Here is a 23,161-nt window from a genome sequence, read left to right as displayed (position 1 = left end):
AGATATAAGGTGATTTTTGTATTTAGAGCTTTGGTTGAGTATGAGTAGGTGTCTGGCATCTGACAAGAGGCGATGATATCTGCCATAACGGTGAAGCAGAAGTAATATCACCCGTGAATAATAAGATTATCCTTGCTATTGACTTCCTTCATTTCCAGCATAGCTTACGCTTCATCATCATTGAATAAACAATTAAGTTTGTTGAGCGAAAATTTACTTAAAGAAAAAATAATAAGTACCAATATTTTTTGCAGCATTTCAACTTATAGCAGAATAAATGTGCGTAGATGGCGTAAAAACCTGATGAGCAGGAATACTTACACACTAAAAATGCTCCCGCAAACAGAGCAAAATGAGAAAGAGGAACGTTTGCCCCTTACATCTCCACCAAAGATTCTGGTTTTGTCTCTTGTAAAGGGCATACGTATCGCGTTTTATCTCATTAAGAAAGTATGTTGACGTATTAAATTATGCATAATGCTCTTTCAATTGCTTCACGTTTGAAATGAATAATTCAAAACCAGTGAGCGCCTCTTCTTCGGTACTGGTTTGCGGCAAGCGATAAAGCGCCACTAAAGCAGTATTGTCTGCGTCAGCGCCGATAGTGACGGCGCTGGTGTAGTTAAGACGTAAAAAATGCTGCAAAGTCAGGATGTCGTCAGGCAGTGGCATAAAGGGACAGCACATTTCCAGTGTATGATCGGATTCATTAAAATAAACCTGTATCCCATCATCAATGATAAGCAGTGGCTCATCTTCTGGCGCATCCAGGCCTAACGCGTCATATAAACGATTTAATAGACTTTCCATATAGTTACCTCAAGACTCAAGATGTGATTAATGAAGAAATACCTTTTACTGACTGCCAAATATTTTCATCCCCAACTCGTTTTTGATAGGAAAGATTGAGCACCTCTGGCGATAAATTTTTCATTACTTTGTTTCCCGCCCCGCCCGTATTTTGTTTCTGAATCTCCAGGTTACCGCTATTCAGTAATACTTTTTGGAAAATTTTCTGTCCACCGCTATCTGGAAGACTACCAGGCGCACTTAACATATGGGTCTGATGTAAAGAAATGTGCTCTCGCTTGATTTCTGAATCCATCATCCCTGTACGATCTTTGCCGCTTTTACAATTCCAGGCGGGCACCGCGTCAATTTCATAGGCTAACATGGCAAGGCGTTGTGCGAGTTTATAGGGTTCGCCGCCATCTTTATGATGTTGGTTATTTTTCCAGATATCCTTAATCTGGCGCGCTAATGTATTGACGACCTCATAATTATCCGGGTATTGCGCCAGCCATTCGCCAACCCAGCCACCTGGTCTGGCTTCAGGGCGTAAATCATTGCCTAATAACTGATGTAGCGCTTCGGCATTATATCTATCCGATGCTTTAAGGCCAAAGCCGAGCTTGAGCGCTAGCTCATTAACACCCACATTAAATGCGGCGACGTCCGGTTTTATTTTTACCGTCTGTAGATCGCCATCTTTATTGCGGATTTTTAAATGAATCATTTTTCCCGGCTGGGTCAACGATTGCCATGCGCGCATTTGATCCTCGACCATCGTTCCCTCTTTGCCGAAAATATTCGACGCGGTGAGTAACCCGACGGATACCAGTTTCAGGCTTACCGCTTCGCCCGCTAAGGCTCTGTTAAGCAACTCAGGTTTACTAAAAAGTGCCGCAGTTAATACTTCTTTGGCTTTGTTTTCAGCGCCGACCTGACGCAGAAGCGGATCTTTTTCATGATAGGGGGAAAGCACGCCATGACGTATCCCGCAAAAAAGCGTTTTATCTTTACCGTCCTCATGTACACTCACCGTGGACATCCACAAATTATTGGCGTGATGAATATTCCTGGTATCCCAACTGCATACGCCCTTTCCCTGATAAGCACTGGGAAAGATATCTTTTGCGCCGATTTTCATCTCTGCGGCAGGGAGCTGCGTGTTGGTATAGTGATGCCCGTTATGCGTGAGTGTATTTTTTATGGTTTGCCAGGGCTGGTTATTAAGCTGCTTGACCTGAGCATCTCTAAACGCTACTGCCGCAAAGCGATGAGCTTCTTTTGCAGGTAAGCCATCCTGCTGCTGAGTGCGTGCTGCAATAAGTTCGATAAGATTTTTCTTCAATGCTTTTGCCGCGGCTTCTTCTTGTTTTGTTGCTGGCCGGTCCGCTTTAACTTTGGCTAACTCCATTTGGTTTGCCATTGACGTTAGAACCGGGTCTTGTTTACCCAGAACGGTTGCCGCGACGGTAAGAAGATCGCGCTGTAAGTTATAGAGGTTATGCAGCGAGTGGTTAGACGTCTTCTGATGCTGTAGATAATTCCCCCATGTCGCGCCGGGTTCTCGCAGGACAATAATTTCCGGGCGAACGTCGGGCGCTTTAGCCGGCGCTTTGCCCTGGCCTGAGAGAATCTGCATTCCGTTGTATAAGGTTTTTTGTAGGCTTTTAAAAGCCTCCTGGGTTTTTAGTGAAGCTGAGTGATAGAAGCTCTGTATTTGCATAGCGTTTTTAATATTCCTGAATAGGGGAGTGGGAACATTCAACAGGGTTAACAACCCTTTAAAAGGATGTGACTTTTATGCACCAGGAACTTTAAAAAAATGTCCTTTTTAATGAGGAAACGCTTCTGATCAGGCGGGGAGGCATCCTGACGTCCATACGTAGTGGCGATCATGGGGGGAGATCGGTACATCAAATGTTCATAAAATCTACAAACTTCACAATTTATGGCACAACTTTTATTGAAAACCTACCTTCTTGACTCAGATCAAATTCACCGATTTACTCCTGCGTAAAGTAACGGCGTTACATCAAATGTTATACAGGTGTGTGTATGCCAGCAAAGCCCCGGACAAGTAAGACCGTGACGAAGAATATTCGTTTTTCCTATTCCATGCTTGAACAGATAGAATTCGCGTTGAAATCTGAAAAGACGCGGAATTTTTCAGCATGGGTAAAAGAGGCCTGTCGGGAAAAGTTATGTAACACGGGACATAAGTTGTAGTTATCGTTTTATGCGAGAGGAGGCGGCCATTTTGAAAAGAACAACGTGCTTATATACCTCCTGGTTTTTTGCCGCTTTTGTCTCTCTGCTGATATTTGCCTGGAGTGTCATAAACTATCCTCTCTATGAATCCATAATAATTATTGTCTTTTATATCTGGCTAATTCTGGTGCCGCTTTATCTTATTGTGTATGAGTGGCTAATAGATTGTCATTGAATTTATGGTTGCGTACTTGAAAAGTGATATTTCATATCTGTGCGGTAAGTCATTGTCGTAATAATATTATTGGTCAGGCGACGGGCGAGCGTCTGCGCATTTTGCATCGTTTTATCTTCAAAATTTTGCAGTAAGCGTTGCGCTTCTTTCGGATGCGACGCATATAATCTCAGATAGCTCTGTTCCATCTTATACTGCTGCTTAGCTGTTTGCTGTTCAAATGTTTTCCAGGCGTGTTGCACATCTGGCGCAAACGCATTGTAGTCCTGCATAACCAGCGTTTGCAGCGTGCGGAATGTCCAGTAGGTAGAGTCGTTGCTCGCCCGATCGGTTCCTTTATCATCTCCGGGTTGATAATGACGCATTCCCTGATAATAGGGGAGATAGACGCTAAGAGATGGCATTCCATAGGCGATGTATTCTACATTGCCGATAGCCTGCGGTAATTTCGGTCTGACCTGTAAAATATGTGACTCCTGGGTACGAAAAACGGATATGGGTCGCCATGGTTCTTGTGGGTTATGACTGGCATAAGGGTCGTGCGACGTTCCCTGATAGTGATTGCGTAACGCGTTTTTTACTGCCGCTACGCTAATTTTCGTTATTGGCGTTAAAAAAACAGGAAATGTTTCCCCTTCGCTAACGACCGTATCCAGATGCGGATTAAACTGATGTTGTAGCGTCCAGACGCGCGGATAATTATAGGTGGTATCGTTTTTGTTATCCTGCGAATAGGCTTGATGAAAGTCGAATTCGCCGCGGGCCGGATCATATAATCCCTGCTTTTTCGCAAAGCTTACTAACGTTGGTGACGCCATATAATTCGCGTTATCATTCGGATCGTAATGGCGTAAACGTCCCTGATTGGCGGAAACGAAATAGCTATCTGCCGGAAGTCGTACTGCCAGCCATTGATGACCGCTTCCCGTCTCCAGATACCATATCTCTTTGCTATCAATAAACGCGACGCCGAAACCTTCGCCCGCGCCTTTTTGTTCAATAATGTCTCCCAGTAATTTGGCGCCCTGACGCGCCGATTGCGCCACTGGCAGGATCACGGACTCAATGGCGTCTTCCGTGATTCCCGTTTTTGTCACGTAAGGATCGGCAGCCAGCGCCGCTCTGCCGTTATAAATGGTTTCCGTTGCGCTCATTCCGACGCCCGCCGAATTGAAACCGGCTTCACCCATGGCGTTATCGTTAGTATCAAAGTCATGAATTGCCGTATAGCGCATCGCTGTCTCCGGAAGCGGCCAGCTAAAATTGTTCCGATGTGCTTTATACTCGCCTTGTTGATGAAACGCGACGGGATGAATAACCTTATGCTTGGCGTTATTTGCCGAGCCATCTTCGTTGCGCGCGATAATGAAGGAGCCGTCAGCCGAAGCCTGATTGCCTACCAAAAGGGTAGTACAGGCGATGGCTTTACCCATACCCAGCAGCGTAACGGCGAATGCAAGATACTTTTTCATAAAGGTTCCCACTGAATAACGCGTTATGGGATGAATTGACCCTGGATTGGAAACCGAGAAAGTGATCGAGCCAGCAATATTCTTTGCCGGCATCCTTTATTTTCTTTTTATTGAGGTTGTATTGATAACCACAGCTCTGTGGCAGGGAAGGGAAACAGAACCTGTACTGACCTTAGCTATCACCGCTATCGGGCAGACGAACCGAAAAGATATTATGTTCATCGGCATAGCGGTAAGATGCCGAACCACCGTGTAATAGAGCAATCGCGTTAACTAACGATAACCCCAGGCCGAAACCGGCAGTGTGGCGGGCATTATCTCCTCGCCAAAAACGCCGGAAAAGCTTATCCGCATCGGCGGGGTGGCTGCCCGGATTAGCGACCCGAATTTCTGCAACGTTATCATCATAAGCGCTTTCAATACGTATCACGGCGTTTTCATCAGAATAACGGATGGCATTCGTCAGCAGGTTTGAGAGCACTCTTTGTAATAATATTTCGTCAGCCCATACCGTTCCCTGACATTGATTTATAAAACAGATGCGCTTCTCTTCGGCAAGGGGGCTAAGATAATCCAGCATATTTTCGACCAGCGCATTGAGCGAAACAGGCTGTTTTTTTACCGCTATATTCTGGTGCTCCGCGCGTGCCAGAAAGAGAATATTTTCTGTCAGTCGCGACAGTCCCTCCAGCTCTTCAATATTATCGACAAGGGCTTGTTGATACTCTTCGGCGCTGCGTTCCTGACTCAGCATCACCTGGTTTTTCCCCAGTAAAATATTAACCGGCGTGCGCAGCTCATGCGCCAGATCGTCGGCAAATTGGTTCAGGCGTTCAAAATCGTCGGAAAGCTTCTGGCGCATGGTATTTAGCGCTTGTCCAAGCGGTCTGAGCTCGACGGGTAACGCCTGTTCCGCCAACGGCTGGCGAAGTGTGCCGCTATCTGTCGCCGCGGTGAGTCGGCTGAGCGACGTAATGGCCCGCAGCCCGTTTCTGATGACTAATGGACTGAGCGCCGAACAGACGAGGATCGCGATAAGGCTAATCAGCAAACTGTTGCGGCGATATTGCGCCAGCATTTGCCGCCTTTCCGTCGCCAGCCTGGCGATAGTAAGGGTCAGTGGGTCATCGCCGCTTCTGGCGTTTACTCGTACCGCGGTCAGCTCCGTGCCTTGCACCGCCTGGCGAAATAAGGTTTCGCGGGTGATGTTTTTAGCCAGCGGAATCTCGTTAAAGCGTTGGTCGGGGATGCCGCTATGATTAATCGCAACATTGTGGCCTGTTGCAGAATGGATCAATAAGATATCCTGCTTCGTATCCACCATCCGATTGAAGTAGAGCGGCAGATTTTCCGGCCTGGCGCCATCCAGTAACAGTTGCTGCATTTGCGCCGCCCGATTTATTAGCGTCATATCATCCCGATACGTTAATTCTTTGCTCAGCGCGTTATAGAGCGTCCAGCTAATGCCGGTACAGGCGAGGATAAGTATGGCGATAAAAGAAATTGTCAGGCGCAGCGTCATTGATAACTTAACCATTCTGCGACGTTTCCGCCTGTAATCGATAACCCATCCCCCGGACGGTCATAATGAGCTTCTTTTCAAATGGATCGTCTACTTTGGCGCGCAGCCGACGAATCGCGACATCAACGGTGTTGGTTTCACTATCAAAGTTAATTCCCCAAACTTCGCTGGCGATCGCGGTTCGGGGCACAATTTCTCCTGCCCGGGACGCCAGTAACCAGAGGAGCAGGAATTCTTTGCGGGTCAGGGAAATCGGTTTGCCATTTCGTGACACCGATTGCTTTGTGGCATCCATGTCCAGACCATTGATCGTCAGTCGGGTAAAGACCGGGACATGCTGTCTGAGTTGAGCTCTCACCCGGGCCAGCAGTTCGGCGAAGGAAAAAGGCTTAACAAGGTAATCATTAGCGCCCGCCTCAAGACCTTTGACGCGATCCTCAACCGAGTCGCGCGCCGTCAGGCAAATAACAGGGGACTGATGCGCAGTGCGTAACGCGCGTAAAACCTGCCATCCATCAAGCCCCGGCAGCATAATATCAAGAATAATCAATGAATAATGTTCCTGAAGGGCCAGGTGTAATCCGTCTCGTCCATCACAGGCATAATCAACCACATAGCCTGCCTCCGTGAGTCCCTGACGTACCCACTCAATGGTTTTCTGGTTATCTTCAATCAATAAAATCTTCATCAACGCAGTATGCCATAGGCTTGTTAGCGAATCCGTAAATCTCCAACAAGATGACATAATTGTCATGTCCGTGTAAGGTTAATCCTGGACGCACCAGATATATTTTCCTGCATCAATACCGTAAAGGAGTGAAGCATGAAACGATATATACTGGCTACCGCGATAGCATCTCTTGTTGCAGCCCCGGCAATGGCGCTGGCCGCTGGCAACAATATTCTCAGCGTACATATTCTCGATCAGCAAACAGGCAAACCGGCGCCCGGCGTGGAGGTGGTACTGGAACAGAAAAAGGATAACGGATGGACGCAATTAAACACCGGGCATACCGACCAGGATGGACGTATTAAAGCACTGTGGCCCGAAAAAGCTGCCGCGCCGGGGGATTATCGCGTTATTTTTAAAACCGGCCAGTATTTTGAAAGTAAAAAACTGGATACGTTTTTCCCGGAGATTCCCGTCGAGTTTCATATCAGCAAAACGAATGAGCACTATCATGTGCCGCTGTTATTAAGTCAGTATGGTTATTCAACCTATCGCGGGAGCTAATTTAGAGCCTATCCCATTAGGGCTATTTTACTTGCCATTTTGGACCTGGGCAGTGCTCGCCAAAACGCGTTAGCGTTTTGAACGCCGCTAGCGGCGGCCCGAAGGGCGAGCGTAGCGAGTCAAACCTCACGTACTACGTGTACGCTCCGGTTTTTGCGCGCTGTCCGTGTCCAAACTGGCTGCGCCAATAACGCCTGGTGGGATAGGCTCTTAGATTGTATTAATCGCCGCGATTTATGGCGAGCAAACATCGCGGCGGGAATAAAAATCTTCAGCGTATCGACTCTTCTCCCACAAGCAGTGGTTATCCCGCTTGTGGGCATGAGTGACGGTTAAACAGGCGCTTCCATCTCAAGTCTGACCGGATGAAAACGGCGTTTGAAATAAATCAGGCCATGCCCATCCTGGCTAAGAATAATATTTTTGATCGCCACCAGATACACCAGATGCGTGCCAATGGTTTGTACCTCGCTGATCTCGCCTTCAAGACCGGCCAGCGCGCCGTTAAGTACCGGCTGGCCCAGCGGCCCGTTTTGCCAACATGGCTGGTGAAAACGCTCTTCCATCGCCATCCCCGTCATACCGGCAAAGTGGCGCGCCATCAGCTCCTGCTCATGGTTAAGTACATTAATGCACAGCCTGCCGTTGCCCTGAAAGACGGGGTTCATGGCGCTATTGGCATTAATACATACCATCACGGAGGGCGGCGTATCGGTGACGGAACAGACCGCTGTTGCGGTGATACCGCAGCGTCCGGCGTGACCCGCCGTGGTTACGATGTTGACCGCTGCCGCCAGACTTGCCATCGCATCGCGAAAACGCAGACGTTGTTCATCTACTTGCATGAGAACCTCCTGCCGCGTTATTTCAGCAGCTTATCCAGTTGATTGATGTCGTCGTTATTGTGCAAATGCGAAACCGTCCAGCCATTCTGATCGTATTCGGAGAGGCAGCGATCGACCATTGCCATCATCTTATCCATATTGCCGGAGCTCTGGGCCTGACGCAGGCACTGCAGACGAATTTCATCCTGGCTGCCCGAGTAGTTAATCTCGTACAGCTCATGGCGACCGCCAAACTCGCTGCCGATGGCATCCCACATCAATTTAAGAATTTTGATACGTTCAACATGGTCCATTCCGTTAGAGCCGCGTACGTATTTCGCCAGGTACTGGTCGATTTGCGGATTATTCAGATCGCGGGCGCTGGAAGGCAGGTAAATCAGGCCGCTGGTAACGTTACGTTCAATAATATTTTTAATTTTCGCGTAGGCCATTGGGGCCATCACACGATAGGTTTGCAGCGCGGCGTGGTCCGGTAGCCAGGCGCCGTTTACCCACGGGGTTGCTTCAGAACACATAGAATCGCTCAATGCCCAGAACATATTGCGCCAGGCTACGACTTCGCCGAGATCGGCCTGCACGCCCCGGAACTCTACGGTACCCGTACATTCGAGCGATTTTTTCAGCAGCGCGGTAATGAAATCAAGTTTAACCGCCAGACGAACACAGGCTTGCAGTGGATACATACGGGCAAAACCGCCTTCCATCGTCCAGCGACGGCAACGATCAAAATCACGGTAAATTAATACGTTTTCCCACGGGATCAGCACCTTGTCCATCACCAGAATGGCATCGTTTTCATCAAAGCGGCTGGAGAGTGGATAATCAAACGGCGAGCCCGTCGCGCCCGCGACCATTTCATACGAGGCGCGCGAAATAAGTTTTACGCCTTCGGCATCCATTGGCGCGACAAACATCAGAGCGAAATCCGGGTTTTCGCCCATCACCTGGGCTGAGCCGAAACCAATCATGTTGTAGTGAGTCAGGGCGGAGTTAGTGGCGACGACTTTCGCCCCGCTGACAATAATCCCGGCGTCCGTCTCTTTCTCCAGCTTGATATAGACGTCTTTCACTTCGTCGGCAGGTTTGTGGCGGTCAATGGGCGGGTTGACGATAGCATGGTTAAAGTACAGGCCGGTCTCCTGAATGCGGGTGTACCAGTTGCGGGCGTTCTGCTCAAACTGGCCGTAGAAGGCTGGGTTAGCGCCCAGAGCGCAACCAAAGGCGGCTTTGTAATCCGGTGTGCGTCCCATCCAGCCGTAACTCAGGCGTGACCACTCGGCGATAGCATCACGCTGTTGGCGCAGATCGTCAGCGCTTTTCGCCACGCGGAAAAATTTATGCGTATAACCGCCGCTGCCGGTATCAGTATTCCAGCACAGGGTATCTTGCATCGACGGTTTATGTAATGCGTCATATAGTTGTGCGACAGAGGCTGCGGCATTGCGGAATGCCGGATGTGTCGTAACATCTTTAACGCGTTCGCCGTAAATATAAATTTCCCGCCCGTCCTGCAGGCTTTTTAAATACTCTTCGCCCGTTAACGGACGCTTGTTATCAGTACGAAAATCTTCAGGTTTCATTGCGGCCTCTTCCTCGTTAATCGGAATGTTTTGTTAATAATATGTTTCTTATTTGTTGTTTAATTGAATAGGCAGAAGCGTAAACTGTGAAGAGACTTTCAGGACAACGGCGGGTACTTTTCAGATGAACGTCGAAGAAGAAGAGTAAAATGCGATCGCCGTCAACGTTGTAAGCGGGAGGGGGTTCCCGTGTCGGCGGCGTGGGAAGGTAAGAATACTATGCTTCCGCTTCGCTATCAGGATGCTGGCGCCCCAGAGCAATAAGATCGTCCAGCAGCAGCATCAATTGCTGTGTTTTTTCGGGCGTGAAATCGGCCTCAATTTTTCGATAAGCCTCTTCTACCTGGCTTCGGGCACGGGCGTACAACGTTTGTCCCTGCTCCGTCAACATGACATATAACTTACGCTGATCGTTAACCGGCTTGAGTCGCAACACCAGTCCGTCTCGCTCCATGCGCGTCAATATTCCGGTCAGACTTGGACGCAAAATACAGGTACGAAAGGCCAGCTCGTGAAAATCCATAGAGGGGCTATCGGCCAGGATTCGCACAATGCGCCATTGCTGGTCGGTCAGATTGTGGCTTTTAACGATGGGGCGGAAATAGGTCATTGCCGCTTCGCGCGCCTGAAGCAAGGCGATGGTTAATGAATCATGCATAAGCGTTTCTCTTTTGCAGAATTATTAATACCTGAATAATCGTGTTTACCGATGTGAGCTATGACATCTGTTTTATGTCCAAAGTTTAACAGAAACAAAGGCTTTTATTTAACTGTTTGATATATATGTATTTAATAATAAATTTGTGAAAATATTGTTAATCACATCACAAATACTTTACTTCAGCTTGCTAAATGTACAGCGAAAGCATAAATCTAATCATTAATATATTAATGAAATCACAGCCCGTTAAATCGGCCTGAGGAGTTTATGTATGAAGGGTACTGTTTTCGCCGTTGCGTTAAACCATCGCAGTCAGCTTGATGCCTGGCAAGAGGCTTTCTCTCAGCCTCCCTATAATGCGCCGCCTAAAACCGCAGTGTGGTTCATCAAACCGCGTAATACGGTGATTCGTCACGGCGAACCCATTCCTTATCCGCAGGGAGAAAAGGTACTGAGCGGCGCGACAGTGGCGCTCATTGTGGGGAAAACCGCCAGCCGGATACGCCCTGAAGCGGCGGCGGACTATATCGCCGGGTATGCGCTGGCTAACGAGGTCAGCCTGCCGGAAGAGAGCTTTTATCGCCCGGCGATTAAAGCGAAATGTCGCGATGGCTTTTGCCCGCTGGGTGAAATGGCACCGCTGAGTGATGTGGATAACCTCACCATTATCACGGAAATCAACGGACGAGAAGCGGACCACTGGAATACTGCCGATTTACAGCGTAGCGCCGCACAGCTGCTTAGCGCGTTAAGTGAGTTCGCTACGCTTAACCCTGGCGATGCGATCTTACTCGGTACACCGCAGAATCGCGTTGCGCTGCGTCCCGGCGATCGGGTGCGTATTCTGGCGAAAGGTTTACCCGCTCTGGAAAATCCGGTTGTCGCAGAAGATGAATTCGCCCGCCACCAGACGTTTACGTGGCCGCTGTCAGCGACGGGAACGTTATTTGCGCTGGGGTTGAACTACGCCGATCACGCCAGCGAGCTGGCATTTACGCCGCCGAAAGAGCCGCTGGTATTTATCAAAGCGCCAAACACCTTTACCGAACATCACCAAACGTCGGTGCGCCCGAACAACGTCGAATATATGCACTACGAAGCCGAGCTGGTCGTGGTGATTGGCAAAACGGCGCGTAAGGTGAGCGAAGCCGAAGCTATGGAGTATGTGGCCGGTTACACCGTCTGCAACGACTACGCGATCCGCGACTATCTGGAAAACTACTACCGTCCGAATCTGCGGGTAAAAAGCCGCGACGGCCTGACGCCGATAGGCCCGTGGATTGTGGATAAAGAGGCGGTTTCTGATCCGCATAACCTGACGTTACGCACCTTTGTCAACGGTGAGCTGCGCCAGGAAGGGACGACCGCCGATCTGATCTTCAGCATCCCGTTCCTGATTTCTTATCTGAGCGAATTTATGACGTTGCAACCGGGCGACATGATTGCCACCGGTACGCCGAAAGGGCTGTCCGATGTGGTGCCGGGGGATGAAGTTGTCGTGGAAGTAGAAGGCGTGGGTCGCCTGGTTAACCGAATCGTCAGTGAGGAGAGTGCAAAATGAAGAAGATAAATCATTGGATTAACGGCAAAAACGTTGCAGGTAACGACTACTTCCAGACCACTAACCCGGCGACCGGTGACGTGCTGGCGGAAGTAGCCTCCGGCGGTGAAGCAGAAGTGAACCAGGCTGTCGCGGCGGCCAAAGAGGCGTTCCCGAAATGGGCCAATCTGCCGATGAAAGAGCGCGCGCGCCTGATGCGTCGTCTGGGTGACCTGATTGACCAGAACGTACCGGAAATCGCGGCGATGGAAACCGCCGACACCGGCCTGCCTATTCACCAGACTAAAAACGTGCTGATCCCGCGCGCCTCGCATAACTTCGAATTCTTCGCCGAAGTGTGCCAGCAGATGAACGGCAAGACCTATCCGGTTGACGATAAAATGCTCAATTATACGCTGGTGCAGCCCGTCGGCGTCTGTGCGCTGGTGTCGCCGTGGAACGTGCCGTTTATGACCGCGACCTGGAAAGTCGCGCCGTGCCTGGCGCTGGGCAACACCGCGGTGCTCAAAATGTCCGAGCTGTCGCCGTTGACTGCCGACAGGTTGGGCGAGTTGGCGCTGGAGGCAGGAATTCCGGCAGGCGTGCTGAACGTGGTGCAGGGCTACGGCGCGACGGCGGGCGATGCGCTGGTACGCCACCATGACGTGCGTGCGGTGTCGTTTACCGGCGGTACCGCCACCGGTCGCAATATCATGAAAAATGCCGGCCTGAAAAAATACTCGATGGAGCTGGGCGGCAAATCGCCGGTGCTGATTTTTGAAGATGCCGACATTGAGCGCGCGCTGGACGCCGCGCTGTTCACCATCTTCTCGATCAACGGCGAACGCTGCACCGCCGGGTCGCGCATCTTTATCCAGCAGAGCATTTACCCTGAGTTCGTGAAGCGCTTTGCCGAACGCGCGAATCGCCTGCGTGTCGGCGATCCGACCGACCCGAACACCCAGGTCGGCGCGCTGATTAGCCAACAGCACTGGGAAAAAGTCTCCGGTTATATCCGCCTCGGCATTGAAGAGGGCGCAACGCTGCTGGCGGGCGGTGCGGAAAAACCCACTGGCCTGCCTGCGCATCTGAAAGGCGGTAACTTCCTGCGCCCAACCGTGCTGGCCGATGTCGACAACCGTATGCGCGTCGCGCAGGAAGAGATCTTTGGGCCAGTTGCCTGTCTGCTGCCATTCAAAGACGAAGCGGAAGGGTTACGTTTGGCGAACGACGTCGAATACGGTCTGGCCTCTTATATCTGGACCCAGGACGTGAGCAAAGTATTGCGCCTGGCGCGTGGGATTGAAGCCGGCATGGTCTTCGTCAACACCCAGAACGTCCGCGACCTGCGCCAGCCGTTCGGCGGCGTGAAAGCCTCCGGTACCGGGCGCGAAGGCGGCGAATATAGCTTCGAAGTGTTTGCGGAAATGAAAAACGTCTGCATCTCAATGGGCGACCATCCTATCCCAAAATGGGGAGTTTGATATGGGCAAGTTAGCGTTAGCAGCAAAAATTACCCACGTGCCGTCGATGTATCTTTCTGAACTGCCAGGAAAAAATCACGGTTGTCGTCAGGCAGCCATTGATGGGCATATTGAAATTGGCAAGCGTTGCCGCGAAATGGGCGTTGACACCATTATCGTATTCGACACCCACTGGCTGGTGAATAGCGCTTACCACATTAATTGTGCCGACCATTTCCAGGGCGTCTATACCAGCAACGAATTGCCGCACTTTATTCGCGACATGACCTATGACTATGACGGTAATCCGGAGCTCGGCCACCTGATCGCCGACGAGGCAGTCAAACTGGGCGTGCGCGCTAAAGCGCATAACATCCCGAGCCTGAAGCTGGAGTATGGCACGCTGGTACCGATGCGCTACATGAACAGCGACAAGCACTTCAAAGTGGTCTCCATCTCGGCGTTCTGCACTGTGCATGATTTTGCCGACAGCCGCAGACTGGGCGAAGCCATTCTCAAGGCGATTGAGAAATATGACGGTACCGTAGCGGTATTCGCCAGTGGTTCTCTGTCGCACCGTTTTATTGACGACCAACGGGCGGAAGAGGGGATGAACAGCTATACCCGCGAGTTTGATCATCAGATGGACGAGCGCGTGGTCAAGCTGTGGCGCGAGGGCAAATTCAAGGAGTTTTGCACCATGTTGCCGGAGTACGCCGACTACTGCTACGGCGAAGGCAACATGCACGACACGGTCATGCTGCTGGGAATGCTGGGTTGGGACAAATACGACGGCAAGGTGGAGTTCATCACCGACCTGTTCGCCAGCTCCGGTACCGGCCAGGTGAACGCTGTTTTCCCGCTGCCTGCGTAAGGGGGGGTTATGCCGCACTTTATTGCTGAATGTACTGAAAATATTCGCGAGCAGGCTGATTTACCCGGCCTGTTCAGCAAGGTAAACGAGGCGCTGGCCGCCAGCGGGATTTTCCCCATCGGCGGTATCCGCAGTCGCGCCCACTGGCTGGATACCTGGCAGATGGCTGACGGTAAGCATGATTACGCGTTTGTGCATATGACGCTGAAAATCGGCGCCGGGCGCAGCCTGGAGAGCCGTCAGGAAGTCGGCGAAATGCTGTTTGGGCTGATTAAAGCCCACTTCGCCGACCTGATGGAGAACCGCTATCTGGCGCTGTCGTTTGAGATTGCCGAGCTACATCCGACGCTCAATTACAAACAAAACAACGTACACGCGTTATTTAAATAGCACACTCTTTCGCCCGGTGGCGCTGCGCTGACCGGGTCTACAAAAAAACGATGCACGAAGCAATACCGAACCGTAGGCCGGGTAAGACGCACCCGCGTCGCTACCCGGCGCAGCAGCACCGAATGACGTAACAGGAAGCAACTATGCTCGATAAACAGACCCATACCCTGATCGCCCAGCGACTTAATCAGGCTGAAAAACAGCGTGAACAGATTCGCGCAGTGTCGCTGGATTATCCCAACATCACTATTGAAGATGCCTATGCCGTACAGCGCGAATGGGTCAATATCAAAATTGCCGAAGGGCGCACGCTCAAAGGCCACAAAATCGGCCTGACCTCAAAAGCGATGCAGGCCAGTTCGCAAATCAGCGAACCGGATTACGGCGCGCTGCTTGACGATATGTTCTTCCATGACGGCGGCGATATTCCCACCGACCGTTTTATCGTCCCGCGTATTGAAGTGGAGCTGGCGTTCGTGCTGGCGAAACCGCTGCGCGGCCCTCACTGCACGCTGTTCGACGTCTACAATGCCACGGATTATGTGATTCCGGCGCTAGAACTGATTGACGCCCGCAGCCACAACATCGACCCGGAAACCCAGCGCCCGCGCAAAGTGTTCGACACCATTTCCGACAACGCCGCCAACGCCGGGGTGATCCTCGGTGGTCGTCCCATCAAACCAGACGAGCTGGATCTGCGCTGGATTTCCGCGCTGCTCTATCGCAACGGCGTGATCGAAGAAACCGGCGTCGCCGCAGGCGTGCTGAATCATCCGGCCAACGGCGTGGCGTGGCTGGCGAACAAGCTTGCCCCCTACGATGTCCAGCTTGAAGCCGGGCAGATCATCCTCGGCGGCTCGTTCACCCGCCCGGTGCCGGCGCGCAAGGGCGACACCTTCCATGTCGACTACGGCAACATGGGCGCGATCAGTTGCCGGTTTGTGTAAGGAAAAAACGATGAAAAATGCTTTCAAAGACACGTTAAAAGCGGGGCGTCCGCAAATCGGTTTGTGGCTGGGGCTTGCCAACAGTTACAGCGCTGAACTGTTAGCGGGCGCCGGCTTCGACTGGCTACTGATTGACGGTGAACACGCGCCAAACAACGTGCAGACGGTGTTGACCCAGTTGCAGGCGATTGCGCCTTATCCCAGCCAGCCGGTGGTGCGTCCGTCATGGAACGATCCGGTACAGATTAAGCAACTGCTCGACGTCGGCGCGCAAACGCTGCTGATACCGATGGTGCAGAATGCCGATGAAGCGCGAAACGCCGTGGCGGCTACGCGTTATCCGCCTGCCGGTATTCGCGGCGTGGGCAGTGCGCTGGCGCGGGCATCGCGCTGGAATCGCATCCCGGACTATCTCCACCAGGCCAACGACGCCATGTGCGTACTGGTGCAGATTGAAACGCGTGAGGCGATGAGCAATCTGGCGTCAATTCTCGACGTGGATGGCATTGACGGCGTGTTTATTGGTCCGGCGGACCTCAGCGCCGATATGGGCTTTGCCGGCAATCCGCAGCACCCGGAAGTGCAGGCGGCGATTGAGAACGCCATCGTGCAGATACGCGCGGCGGGGAAAGCGCCGGGGATTCTGATGGCCAATGAAGCACTGGCGAAACGTTATCTGGAACTGGGGGCGCTATTTGTCGCCGTCGGCGTTGACACCACGCTGCTGGCGCGCGGCGCGGAGGCGCTGGCGGCGCGCTTTGGCGCAGAAAAAAAACTGTCCGGTGCGTCCGGCGTCTATTAAGCCTGGCCCGGTAAGCGTAGCGCTACCGGGCAACCGTAGTACCCTACAAAAATTCCCATCAGAGGAAAAAAAATGAGCGACACATCATCTGCACTTCCGGAAAGCCCCGAGTCTGTCAGTTCGCACAACGCGCTCAGCACGGGTCAACAAACCGTCATAAATAAACTGTTCCGCCGACTGATCGTATTTTTATTCGTGTTGTTTATCTTCTCGTTTTTAGACCGTATCAACATCGGTTTTGCCGGGTTGACGATGGGGCAGGATCTGGGGTTAAGCGCCACCATGTTTGGCCTTGCCACGACGCTGTTTTACGCCACCTACGTCATTTTCGGCATTCCCAGCAACGTGATGTTGAGCATCGTCGGCGCCCGCCGCTGGATTGCGACCATTATGGTGCTATGGGGCATTGCATCTACCGCCACGATGTTCGCGGTGGGACCGAAAAGCCTGTATGTGCTGCGAATGCTGGTGGGCATTACCGAAGCGGGCTTTTTGCCAGGAATATTGCTCTATTTAACCTACTGGTTCCCGGCATTTTTCCGCGCCCGCGCCAACGCATTATTTATGATTGCCATGCCGGCCACTACCGCGTTGGGGTCGATTGTCTCCGGCTATATTTTATCGCTGGACGGCATATTCAATCTGCATGGATGGCAGTGGTTATTCCTGCTGGAAGGATTTCCGTCAGTTTTGTTAGGCATTATGGTCTGGTTTTACCTGGATGATACCCCGGCAAAAGCCAAATGGCTGACGGCAGAGGATAAAAAATGTTTGCAGGAGATGATGGATAATGACCGCCTGACGCTGGTTCAGCCGGAGGGGGCCATCAGCCATAACGCCATGCAGCAGCGTAGTCTGTGGCGCGAAGTATTCACGCCAATTGTACTGATGTATACGCTGGCCTATTTTTGCCTTACCAATACGCTTAGCGCCATTAGTATCTGGACGCCGCAAATCCTGAAAAGTTTTAATGAAGGCAGCAGCAATATCACCATCGGCCTGCTGGCGGCGATCCCGCAGATTTGTACTATTCTGGGCATGATTTACTGGAGCCGCCATTCGGACAAACATCAGGAGCGTAAACATCACACGGCGTTGCCGTTCCTGTTTGCCGCCGCGGGCTGGCTGCTGGCGTCGGCGACCGACCATAACTTGATCCAGCTCCTGGGGATCGTGATGGCATCCACGGGTTCCTTTAGCGCGATGGCGATCTTCTGGACCACGCCGGATCAGTCGATCAGTTTACGCGCCAGGGCGATAGGCATTGCGGTCATCAATGCCACCGGCAATATTGGCTCCGCACTCAGCCCATTTATGATTGGCTGGCTAAAAGATATCACCGGTAGCTTCAATAGCGGACTCTGGTTTGTCGCTTCTCTGTTAGTCGTCGGCGCCGCCATTATCTGGCTCATTCCCATGAAAGCATCGCGTCCGCGCGCCACCCCTTGAGGAGAAACTATGTGCCAACGTGCGATCGCCAATATTGATATCAGCAAAGAGTATGACGAAAGCATGGGCAGTAACGATGTGCATTATCAGTCGTTTGCTCGTATGGCGGATTTCTTTGGTCGTGATATGCAGGCGCATCGCCACGACCAGTTTTTTCAAATGCACTTTCTTGATACTGGGCAGATTGAGCTACAGCTCGACGATCATCGCTATTCGGTGCAGGCGCCGCTATTTGTGCTTACGCCGCCCTCGGTGCCGCATGCTTTTATTACCGAATCGGATAGCGATGGTCATGTTCTGACGGTACGCGAAGAGCTGGTTTGGCCGCTGCTGGAAGTGCTTTATCCCGGCACCAGAGAGGCCTTCGGCCTGCCGGGAATCTGTCTGTCGCTGGCGGATAAACCCAACGAGCTGGCGGCGCTCAAACATTACTGGCAGCTAATTGAGCGGGAGTCCACGGAACAACTGGCTGGCTGCGAACATACCCTGGTGCTACTGGCGCAGGCGGTATTTACCTTGCTGTTGCGTAATGCGAAGCTGGACGATCACGCCGCAACCGGGATGCGCGGTGAACTGAAACTTTTTCAGCGCTTTACCCTGTTAATTGACAACCACTTCCATCAGCACTGGACGGTGCCCGATTATGCCTGCGAGTTGCATATTACCGAATCTCGTTTGACCGATATTTGCCGACGTTTTGCTAATCGCCCGCCTAAACGCCTGATTTTTGATCGGCAATTACGCGAGGCGAAACGACTGCTGCTTTTTTCCGACAATGCTGTCAACGAGATCGCCTGGCAATTAGGTTTTAAAGATCCGGCTTATTTCGCCCGTTTCTTTAATCGCCTTGCGGGCTGTTCTCCTTCGCAGTTTCGCCAACGTGAAGTTCCCTCTTTTCTCAACTAAGAAGAGTAAAAACATGATGAAAAAAAGCGTCGCTATGCTGGCGGTTTGTATGCTGGCGCAAAGCCACCTTGCCATTGCTGCCGGTACTCCTGCGCCTCAAGAGATCAACATTGTTTTACTGGGCACCAAAGGCGGGCCTTCTTTGCTCAATACAGCCAGACTACCGCAAGCGACGGCGCTCACTATCGGCGATAAAATATGGCTGATAGATGCCGGCTACGGCGCCAGTCTGCAACTGGTGAAAAACGGCATTCCACTGCGCAACATCAATACTATTTTGCTCACCCATCTGCACAGCGACCACATACTGGATTATCCTTCCTTGCTGATGAATGCCTGGGCAAGTGGTCTGAAAGACCATACCATACAGGTGTATGGCCCGCCGGGAACCCAGGCGATGACGAAGGCTAGCTGGAAGGTCTTTGACAGGGATATCACGTTACGCATGGAAGAAGAGGGGAAACCCGATCCGCGCAACCTGGTTAAGGCGACCGATATTGGCCAGGGCGTCATCTATAAAGATGAACTGGTCACAATAAGCGCGCTGAAAGTGCCTCATTCCCCTTTCCCGGACGGTGAAGCGTTTGCTTACCGTTTTGATACCCAGGGTAAGCGAATCGTCTTCTCTGGCGATACGTCCTGGTTTCCGCCGCTTGCAACATTTGCCCAGGGGGCGGATATCCTGGTACATGAGGCGGTACATGTCCCCTCGGTAGCAAAACTGGCTAATAGTATTGGCAACGGAAAAACGCTGGCTGAAGCGATTGCGTCGCATCACACCACGATTGAAGATGTCGGTAAGATTGCTCGCGAGGCCCACGTGAAAAAACTGGTGTTAAGTCATCTGGTGCCTGCGACGGTTGCGGATGACGTCTGGCAACAGGAAGCCATGAAAAATTACCCGGGCCCTGTCATTGTCGGTCATGACAATATGACGATAAGCGTACCGTAAGTATCAGGGCAGGGGTAAACCCACGGGCTGACATGATGTCAGCCCGTTATGCTTTTGGCGATCAGCATGACGCGCAGAGCTTTTGTCTAAAACATTATTTTTTCTAAACACTACTTGCTGATTTTTATGCACAATAAAGGTAAGATGATTGCTCTGGTGAAATATTACGAAATAAGAATGTCACGGATGGAATTTATACAGTGTTAAAAGCAATGCGTTTCTTTGTCTGCCGGCCATCAGTAATATCCTCTGTACCGGCTCCTCGTTGCCAAAGTGAAGGTTAGATTAAACGAATCAAAAAACATCCGAACTGTACAATTTTTATATCAAACATATTTAACTGCAAAATACTGCAAACGTGCGCGAATACACTTAATCAGTAGTATGGCTAATGCATACTTTATTTCCTAAACTTTCTTATTATCTATTTGAATATTTCTGGTTAAACCAAATGGACAAACGGATACCAGACACTCGAAAGGATAACTGCAGGCTTCTGGTTTAGGATTGCAGTTACCAGGACAGTGGCTATTTTCTTTAAGCGATTTCCATAGAACAGGATTAAACCTGGTAACGTTGTAAACAGTAACGGGATAAAGTTTATCGTTTATTAAGACCCCCTTATTAAAGGGGATGATAATGCTACCTGGAGGCATGTAAACATCTGCCTGATACCATAAGGTCAATCTAAGATTTTTTAGGCTATGTATGCATGAGAACGACACTCCGGTAGAGGGACTTATAACTGTATCAACGACCTTCCATTCCATTACAGAAACCTTTTAAGTGAAATAGTCAATGGTGTAAATTACATTTTCCGCAAGCCTATTCAGGATAGATGAAAATCTGAGAAACATAACTCGTTGAAAACGATCGTTTTTTATTGACCACTCTATTTATATTGATTTTTTAATAAGTTATTTATTTTATGCTCTTATTTTGTTTACATTCTATTACATTTTTGTATTTTAGGCGTGGTGTAAATATTGGGCGGCAGTGGATGTTATAACGCTCAATTATTAAACTGTAAGTGACTGTTGTATTTCTTATTTATAAATACCGCAACCTGTAAGCGTAGCGGTACATTTTACCCGGCATTGACAGGGAGAAGGTGCGTATCAACCAGAGAGTACAAAACAGTGAAAGAATATATTCTTCAGGCAATAAATGATCGCTAACGTGTAAAAATAACCGACGTATCTAAAAAATGTGAACGTGTGGCTGGTCTTTATTTAAACGATGATCTTCGCAATGGCGCATTAATGGCTGACATTGGCGGTTCGTTGATCGGGTTGTGCGCGGTGAAAGGCTATATTTCTTCCGTTGGGGGAAGTATGTCAGAGGCATTCTGGTATTATACCGGGTGCATGTAAATCCGGGGTGGGCAGAAAGCCCACCCTCGGTTTATTGCCTTTATCGTGGATTAGGGATGCGAGATAAAGCGAGAAAGGCGTTGCAGCAGTAACCGGTTTTCTTCGCGCAGCCGTGAATTCTCTTCCAGCAGCGTTAACGCGACCGCGATCCCAGGCCAGTCGAGCGCCAGCTCCTCGCGTAAGCGTAGCGCGCGTTGTACCACGCTCGCTGCGCGATCGTCGAATTGCCAGTCGGCGTTATCGTCTTCGTAAGGCTCAATTACGCCAAGTCCGACGATTTCGTTTAGCTCCTCTTCCGTCACGCCGGTGTGCAAACAAAATTCGGTGATGGTAAAGGTGACAGTGATGTTAGCCATTATGCTTTCCCCCATTGCTGGCGTGGGTCAAAGGACGACTGCGCGTCCGCCAGTTGTTGCCACAGGGCAGCTGTCTTCTCGTCAGGTTTCGGCGGCATAACGATTTTGATGATGGCATAGAGATCGCCAGTGTGCTTTTTACTGGCTAATCCTTTTCCTTTGATACGCAGCCGCTGACCTGCCTGGCTGCCGGGGGGAATGGTTAGCAAAATACGCTCTTTAAGCGTTGGCACAGACACCTTAGCGCCGAGCGCCGCCTCCCATGGGGCAAGCGGAAGGACGACTTCCAGATCCTGATTGACGATATCAAAGAGCGGATGCGGGGCAATATGGATAACGAGCCATAAATCGCCATTAGGTCCGCCGTTTTCCCCCGGCGTGCCCTGGCCTTTCAGTCTGATTCGTTGCCCGTTGCTGACGCCAGCCGGGATTTTCACATTCAATGTTTTGGGAATTTCCCGCTCCACCAGGCCGAACGCGTTATAAACGGGGACGGAATAGCTAATCGTACGCTGGTGCTCTTCCAGCGTTTCTTCCAGGAATACCGCCACTTCAATTTCGATATCATGACCGCGTGCGGCGTGGCGGTGGTGCGAATGACGACCGTGCTGACCAAAAATAGACGAGAAAATATCATCAAAATCTTCGGCGTTATACGGCTGGCCTTCGTGTTGCTGGAACTGGCGATTAAATTGTGGATCGTTACGGTGTTGCCATAACTGGTCATACTCGGCGCGCCGTTGCTCATCACTCAGCACTTCCCATGCTTCAGCAACCTCTTTGAAACGGGCTTCGGCATCGGGTTCTTTGCTGACATCTGGATGGTACTTGCGGGCCAGTCGGCGATAGGCGGTCTTAATCGTCTTGAGATCGTCCGTCGGTTTCACGCCCATAATGGCGTAATAATCCTTAAGTTCCATAGCATCATCTCGCTAAATCAATACATACAGAAGGGACCCCAAAAAGGTTTCTCCACTAAGTGTAGGGTAAACCTGAAAAGTGCGTATGAAAACACCAGTTATATCATTAGTAAGAATAAATTACGTTGTTCGACTATCAGAAGGTTGCGCAGCGCGCCGACATAACTTTACAGGGGAAAGGTTGCCAAAACCGCGCCAGTGGCTAAGATAACTCGCGTTAAACAGTGAGGGCGCAATGGCGAAACAACAACGGATGGGCTGGTGGTTTCTTTGCCTTGCATGTGTCGTGGTAATGGTTTGTACCGCGCAACGCATGGCGGGCCTGCACGCCTTGCAGATGCAGGCGACGGCCTCTGCTGCGGTGGTCAGCGCTCCCTCCTCGACAGATGACGGCTCGCCGGTCACCCCCTGCGAATTAAGCGCCAAGTCGCTGCTGGCGGCGCCTCCGGTACTCTTTGAAGGCGCTATCCTTGCGCTTTGTCTACTGCTTTCCTTACTGGCGCCTGTCCGGGTCATGCGCCTGCCGTTTTCGCCTCCACGGGCTATTTCGCCGCCCACATTACGGGTACATCTACGATTTTGTGTCTTCCGTGAATGACAGACCGGTTATTGCTAACGGTTAATTACTCATTCACGGAGAAAA

The 23,161-nt window shown here is 50.9% G+C and carries 25 protein-coding genes; 13 read left to right on the top strand and 12 right to left on the bottom strand.

From position 1 onward, the window contains the following. Positions 1–138: 138 nt before the first annotated feature. Positions 139–459, top strand: a complete 321-nt coding sequence (locus tag EOS98_RS14175) for a hypothetical protein (RefSeq protein ID WP_079943331.1) — start codon at positions 139–141, stop codon at positions 457–459. 9 nt (positions 460–468) lie between these two features. On the opposite strand, the gene sigE is transcribed toward EOS98_RS14175, so the two are convergent. Further along, positions 469–810 (bottom strand): type III secretion system chaperone SigE, encoded by a 342-nt coding sequence (sigE, locus tag EOS98_RS14170; RefSeq protein WP_000444724.1) that lies wholly within the window; start codon positions 808–810, stop codon positions 469–471. Positions 811–826: 16 nt separating this feature from the next. Beyond that, positions 827–2,512: an SPI-1 type III secretion system effector inositol phosphate phosphatase SopB gene (gene sopB / locus EOS98_RS14165; RefSeq protein WP_126524432.1), complete on the bottom strand. Its 1,686-nt coding sequence runs from the start codon at positions 2,510–2,512 to the stop codon at positions 827–829. A gap of 332 nt (positions 2,513–2,844) precedes the next feature. Between sopB and EOS98_RS14160 the strand changes: the two genes are divergently transcribed. Further along, positions 2,845–3,015, top strand: coding sequence for a YlcI/YnfO family protein (locus EOS98_RS14160; protein ID WP_001111006.1), 171 nt, complete (start codon positions 2,845–2,847; stop codon positions 3,013–3,015). Here the strand turns inward: EOS98_RS14160 and EOS98_RS14155 are convergent, their stop codons facing one another. The 4 genes from EOS98_RS14155 to hprR all read right to left on the bottom strand — a co-directional run bounded on the left by EOS98_RS14155 (position 3,016) and on the right by hprR (position 6,914). Beyond that, positions 3,016–3,126, bottom strand: coding sequence for a hypothetical protein (locus EOS98_RS14155; RefSeq protein WP_020898651.1), 111 nt, complete (start codon positions 3,124–3,126; stop codon positions 3,016–3,018). 108 nt (positions 3,127–3,234) lie between these two features. Then, positions 3,235–4,704, bottom strand: a complete 1,470-nt coding sequence (locus tag EOS98_RS14150; RefSeq protein ID WP_076932706.1) for a C69 family dipeptidase — start codon at positions 4,702–4,704, stop codon at positions 3,235–3,237. A 172-nt stretch (positions 4,705–4,876) separates the two neighbouring features. Next, complete coding sequence (locus tag EOS98_RS14145; protein WP_000240026.1) at positions 4,877–6,241, bottom strand: heavy metal sensor histidine kinase; 1,365 nt, start codon at positions 6,239–6,241, stop codon at positions 4,877–4,879. Further along, complete coding sequence (gene hprR, locus EOS98_RS14140) at positions 6,234–6,914, bottom strand: response regulator transcription factor HprR (protein WP_000698207.1); 681 nt, start codon at positions 6,912–6,914, stop codon at positions 6,234–6,236. Before hprR ends, EOS98_RS14145 begins: the two co-directional genes overlap by 8 nt. A 135-nt stretch (positions 6,915–7,049) precedes the next feature. Here hprR and hiuH point away from each other — a divergent pair, with 135 nt between their 5' ends. Continuing rightward, the gene (hiuH, locus tag EOS98_RS14135; RefSeq protein WP_000833182.1) at positions 7,050–7,460 is read left to right on the top strand and encodes a hydroxyisourate hydrolase; all 411 of its coding nucleotides are present in this window, start codon (positions 7,050–7,052) and stop codon (positions 7,458–7,460) included. 332 nt (positions 7,461–7,792) lie between these two features. On the opposite strand, the gene EOS98_RS14125 is transcribed toward hiuH, so the two are convergent. The 3 genes from EOS98_RS14125 to hpaR form a co-directional block, all read right to left on the bottom strand. Beyond that, positions 7,793–8,305, bottom strand: coding sequence for a 4-hydroxyphenylacetate 3-monooxygenase reductase subunit (locus tag EOS98_RS14125; protein ID WP_001195556.1), 513 nt, complete (start codon positions 8,303–8,305; stop codon positions 7,793–7,795). Positions 8,306–8,322: 17 nt separating this feature from the next. After that, on the bottom strand, positions 8,323–9,885 hold the full coding sequence (gene hpaB, locus EOS98_RS14120; RefSeq protein ID WP_000801496.1) for a 4-hydroxyphenylacetate 3-monooxygenase, oxygenase component: 1,563 nt from the start codon (positions 9,883–9,885) through the stop codon (positions 8,323–8,325). A gap of 217 nt (positions 9,886–10,102) precedes the next feature. Beyond that, positions 10,103–10,543, bottom strand: coding sequence for a homoprotocatechuate degradation operon regulator HpaR (gene hpaR, locus EOS98_RS14115; protein ID WP_000543922.1), 441 nt, complete (start codon positions 10,541–10,543; stop codon positions 10,103–10,105). Positions 10,544–10,817: 274 nt separating this feature from the next. Between hpaR and hpaG the strand changes: the two genes are divergently transcribed. The 9 genes from hpaG to EOS98_RS14065 all read left to right on the top strand — a co-directional run bounded on the left by hpaG (position 10,818) and on the right by EOS98_RS14065 (position 19,869). Beyond that, positions 10,818–12,107 carry a 4-hydroxyphenylacetate degradation bifunctional isomerase/decarboxylase gene (hpaG, locus tag EOS98_RS14110; RefSeq protein ID WP_000679210.1) on the top strand — a complete coding sequence of 430 codons (1,290 nt, stop codon included), beginning with the start codon at positions 10,818–10,820 and terminating at the stop codon, positions 12,105–12,107. Continuing rightward, complete coding sequence (hpaE, locus tag EOS98_RS14105) at positions 12,104–13,570, top strand: 5-carboxymethyl-2-hydroxymuconate semialdehyde dehydrogenase (RefSeq protein WP_126524147.1); 1,467 nt, start codon at positions 12,104–12,106, stop codon at positions 13,568–13,570. The genes hpaG and hpaE overlap by 4 nt, the downstream gene beginning before the upstream one ends. Position 13,571: 1 nt before the next feature. Next, a complete protein-coding gene (gene hpaD / locus EOS98_RS14100) occupies positions 13,572–14,423 on the top strand; it encodes a 3,4-dihydroxyphenylacetate 2,3-dioxygenase (RefSeq protein WP_000516978.1) in 852 nt (283 codons plus the stop codon). Between the two features lie 9 nt (positions 14,424–14,432). Further along, positions 14,433–14,813, top strand: coding sequence for a 5-carboxymethyl-2-hydroxymuconate Delta-isomerase (locus tag EOS98_RS14095; RefSeq protein ID WP_001119849.1), 381 nt, complete (start codon positions 14,433–14,435; stop codon positions 14,811–14,813). A 143-nt stretch (positions 14,814–14,956) separates the two neighbouring features. Further along, positions 14,957–15,760: a 2-oxo-hept-4-ene-1,7-dioate hydratase gene (gene hpaH / locus EOS98_RS14085; RefSeq protein WP_000884795.1), complete on the top strand. Its 804-nt coding sequence runs from the start codon at positions 14,957–14,959 to the stop codon at positions 15,758–15,760. 10 nt (positions 15,761–15,770) lie between these two features. Further along, a complete protein-coding gene (gene hpaI / locus EOS98_RS14080) occupies positions 15,771–16,562 on the top strand; it encodes a 4-hydroxy-2-oxoheptanedioate aldolase (RefSeq protein WP_000785082.1) in 792 nt (263 codons plus the stop codon). A 72-nt stretch (positions 16,563–16,634) separates the two neighbouring features. Next, positions 16,635–18,011 carry a 4-hydroxyphenylacetate permease gene (gene hpaX / locus EOS98_RS14075; RefSeq protein ID WP_001285803.1) on the top strand — a complete coding sequence of 459 codons (1,377 nt, stop codon included), beginning with the start codon at positions 16,635–16,637 and terminating at the stop codon, positions 18,009–18,011. Positions 18,012–18,020: 9 nt separating this feature from the next. Then, positions 18,021–18,917 carry a 4-hydroxyphenylacetate catabolism regulatory protein HpaA gene (gene hpaA, locus EOS98_RS14070; protein WP_000336602.1) on the top strand — a complete coding sequence of 299 codons (897 nt, stop codon included), beginning with the start codon at positions 18,021–18,023 and terminating at the stop codon, positions 18,915–18,917. 13 nt (positions 18,918–18,930) lie between these two features. Beyond that, a complete protein-coding gene (locus tag EOS98_RS14065) occupies positions 18,931–19,869 on the top strand; it encodes an MBL fold metallo-hydrolase (RefSeq protein ID WP_000976561.1) in 939 nt (312 codons plus the stop codon). A 407-nt stretch (positions 19,870–20,276) separates the two neighbouring features. Here EOS98_RS14065 and EOS98_RS14060 read toward each other — a convergent pair whose 3' ends face one another. The 3 genes from EOS98_RS14060 to cbpA all read right to left on the bottom strand — a co-directional run bounded on the left by EOS98_RS14060 (position 20,277) and on the right by cbpA (position 22,518). After that, complete coding sequence (locus EOS98_RS14060) at positions 20,277–20,639, bottom strand: anti-adapter protein IraM (protein ID WP_001537781.1); 363 nt, start codon at positions 20,637–20,639, stop codon at positions 20,277–20,279. Between the two features lie 653 nt (positions 20,640–21,292). Further along, positions 21,293–21,598: a chaperone modulator CbpM gene (gene cbpM / locus EOS98_RS14050; RefSeq protein ID WP_001284251.1), complete on the bottom strand. Its 306-nt coding sequence runs from the start codon at positions 21,596–21,598 to the stop codon at positions 21,293–21,295. Next, complete coding sequence (gene cbpA, locus EOS98_RS14045; protein ID WP_000420603.1) at positions 21,598–22,518, bottom strand: curved DNA-binding protein; 921 nt, start codon at positions 22,516–22,518, stop codon at positions 21,598–21,600. The genes cbpM and cbpA overlap by 1 nt, the downstream gene beginning before the upstream one ends. 235 nt (positions 22,519–22,753) lie before the next feature. Here cbpA and EOS98_RS14035 point away from each other — a divergent pair, with 235 nt between their 5' ends. Continuing rightward, on the top strand, positions 22,754–23,116 hold the full coding sequence (locus EOS98_RS14035) for a copper resistance protein (protein ID WP_001118902.1): 363 nt from the start codon (positions 22,754–22,756) through the stop codon (positions 23,114–23,116). The last annotated feature ends 45 nt before the right edge of the window (positions 23,117–23,161 follow it).

Origin of the sequence: Salmonella sp. SSDFZ69 (assembly GCF_004010755.1) — a bacterium.
Taxonomy (GTDB): domain Bacteria; phylum Pseudomonadota; class Gammaproteobacteria; order Enterobacterales; family Enterobacteriaceae; genus Salmonella; species Salmonella enterica.
This window is presented reverse-complemented; position numbering and strand designations above follow the sequence as displayed.

Excerpts from the sequence above, each read along its gene's own strand:
- sigE (WP_000444724.1), bottom strand. The coding sequence starts at position 810 with ATGGAAAGTCTATTAAATCGTTTATATGACGCGTTAGGCCTGGATGCG.
- sopB (WP_126524432.1), bottom strand. The coding sequence starts at position 2,512 with ATGCAAATACAGAGCTTCTATCACTCAGCTTCACTAAAAACCCAGGAG.
- EOS98_RS14160 (WP_001111006.1), top strand. The coding sequence starts at position 2,845 with ATGCCAGCAAAGCCCCGGACAAGTAAGACCGTGACGAAGAATATTCGT.
- EOS98_RS14155 (WP_020898651.1), bottom strand. The coding sequence starts at position 3,126 with ATGACACTCCAGGCAAATATCAGCAGAGAGACAAAAGCGGCAAAAAAC.
- EOS98_RS14150 (WP_076932706.1), bottom strand. The coding sequence starts at position 4,704 with ATGAAAAAGTATCTTGCATTCGCCGTTACGCTGCTGGGTATGGGTAAA.
- EOS98_RS14145 (WP_000240026.1), bottom strand. The coding sequence starts at position 6,241 with ATGGTTAAGTTATCAATGACGCTGCGCCTGACAATTTCTTTTATCGCC.
- hprR (WP_000698207.1), bottom strand. The coding sequence starts at position 6,914 with ATGAAGATTTTATTGATTGAAGATAACCAGAAAACCATTGAGTGGGTA.
- hiuH (WP_000833182.1), top strand. The coding sequence starts at position 7,050 with ATGAAACGATATATACTGGCTACCGCGATAGCATCTCTTGTTGCAGCC.
- EOS98_RS14125 (WP_001195556.1), bottom strand. The coding sequence starts at position 8,305 with ATGCAAGTAGATGAACAACGTCTGCGTTTTCGCGATGCGATGGCAAGT.
- hpaB (WP_000801496.1), bottom strand. The coding sequence starts at position 9,885 with ATGAAACCTGAAGATTTTCGTACTGATAACAAGCGTCCGTTAACGGGC.
- hpaR (WP_000543922.1), bottom strand. The coding sequence starts at position 10,543 with ATGCATGATTCATTAACCATCGCCTTGCTTCAGGCGCGCGAAGCGGCA.
- hpaG (WP_000679210.1), top strand. The coding sequence starts at position 10,818 with ATGAAGGGTACTGTTTTCGCCGTTGCGTTAAACCATCGCAGTCAGCTT.
- hpaE (WP_126524147.1), top strand. The coding sequence starts at position 12,104 with ATGAAGAAGATAAATCATTGGATTAACGGCAAAAACGTTGCAGGTAAC.
- hpaD (WP_000516978.1), top strand. The coding sequence starts at position 13,572 with ATGGGCAAGTTAGCGTTAGCAGCAAAAATTACCCACGTGCCGTCGATG.
- EOS98_RS14095 (WP_001119849.1), top strand. The coding sequence starts at position 14,433 with ATGCCGCACTTTATTGCTGAATGTACTGAAAATATTCGCGAGCAGGCT.
- hpaH (WP_000884795.1), top strand. The coding sequence starts at position 14,957 with ATGCTCGATAAACAGACCCATACCCTGATCGCCCAGCGACTTAATCAG.
- hpaI (WP_000785082.1), top strand. The coding sequence starts at position 15,771 with ATGAAAAATGCTTTCAAAGACACGTTAAAAGCGGGGCGTCCGCAAATC.
- hpaX (WP_001285803.1), top strand. The coding sequence starts at position 16,635 with ATGAGCGACACATCATCTGCACTTCCGGAAAGCCCCGAGTCTGTCAGT.
- hpaA (WP_000336602.1), top strand. The coding sequence starts at position 18,021 with ATGTGCCAACGTGCGATCGCCAATATTGATATCAGCAAAGAGTATGAC.
- EOS98_RS14065 (WP_000976561.1), top strand. The coding sequence starts at position 18,931 with ATGATGAAAAAAAGCGTCGCTATGCTGGCGGTTTGTATGCTGGCGCAA.
- EOS98_RS14060 (WP_001537781.1), bottom strand. The coding sequence starts at position 20,639 with ATGGAATGGAAGGTCGTTGATACAGTTATAAGTCCCTCTACCGGAGTG.
- cbpM (WP_001284251.1), bottom strand. The coding sequence starts at position 21,598 with ATGGCTAACATCACTGTCACCTTTACCATCACCGAATTTTGTTTGCAC.
- cbpA (WP_000420603.1), bottom strand. The coding sequence starts at position 22,518 with ATGGAACTTAAGGATTATTACGCCATTATGGGCGTGAAACCGACGGAC.
- EOS98_RS14035 (WP_001118902.1), top strand. The coding sequence starts at position 22,754 with ATGGCGAAACAACAACGGATGGGCTGGTGGTTTCTTTGCCTTGCATGT.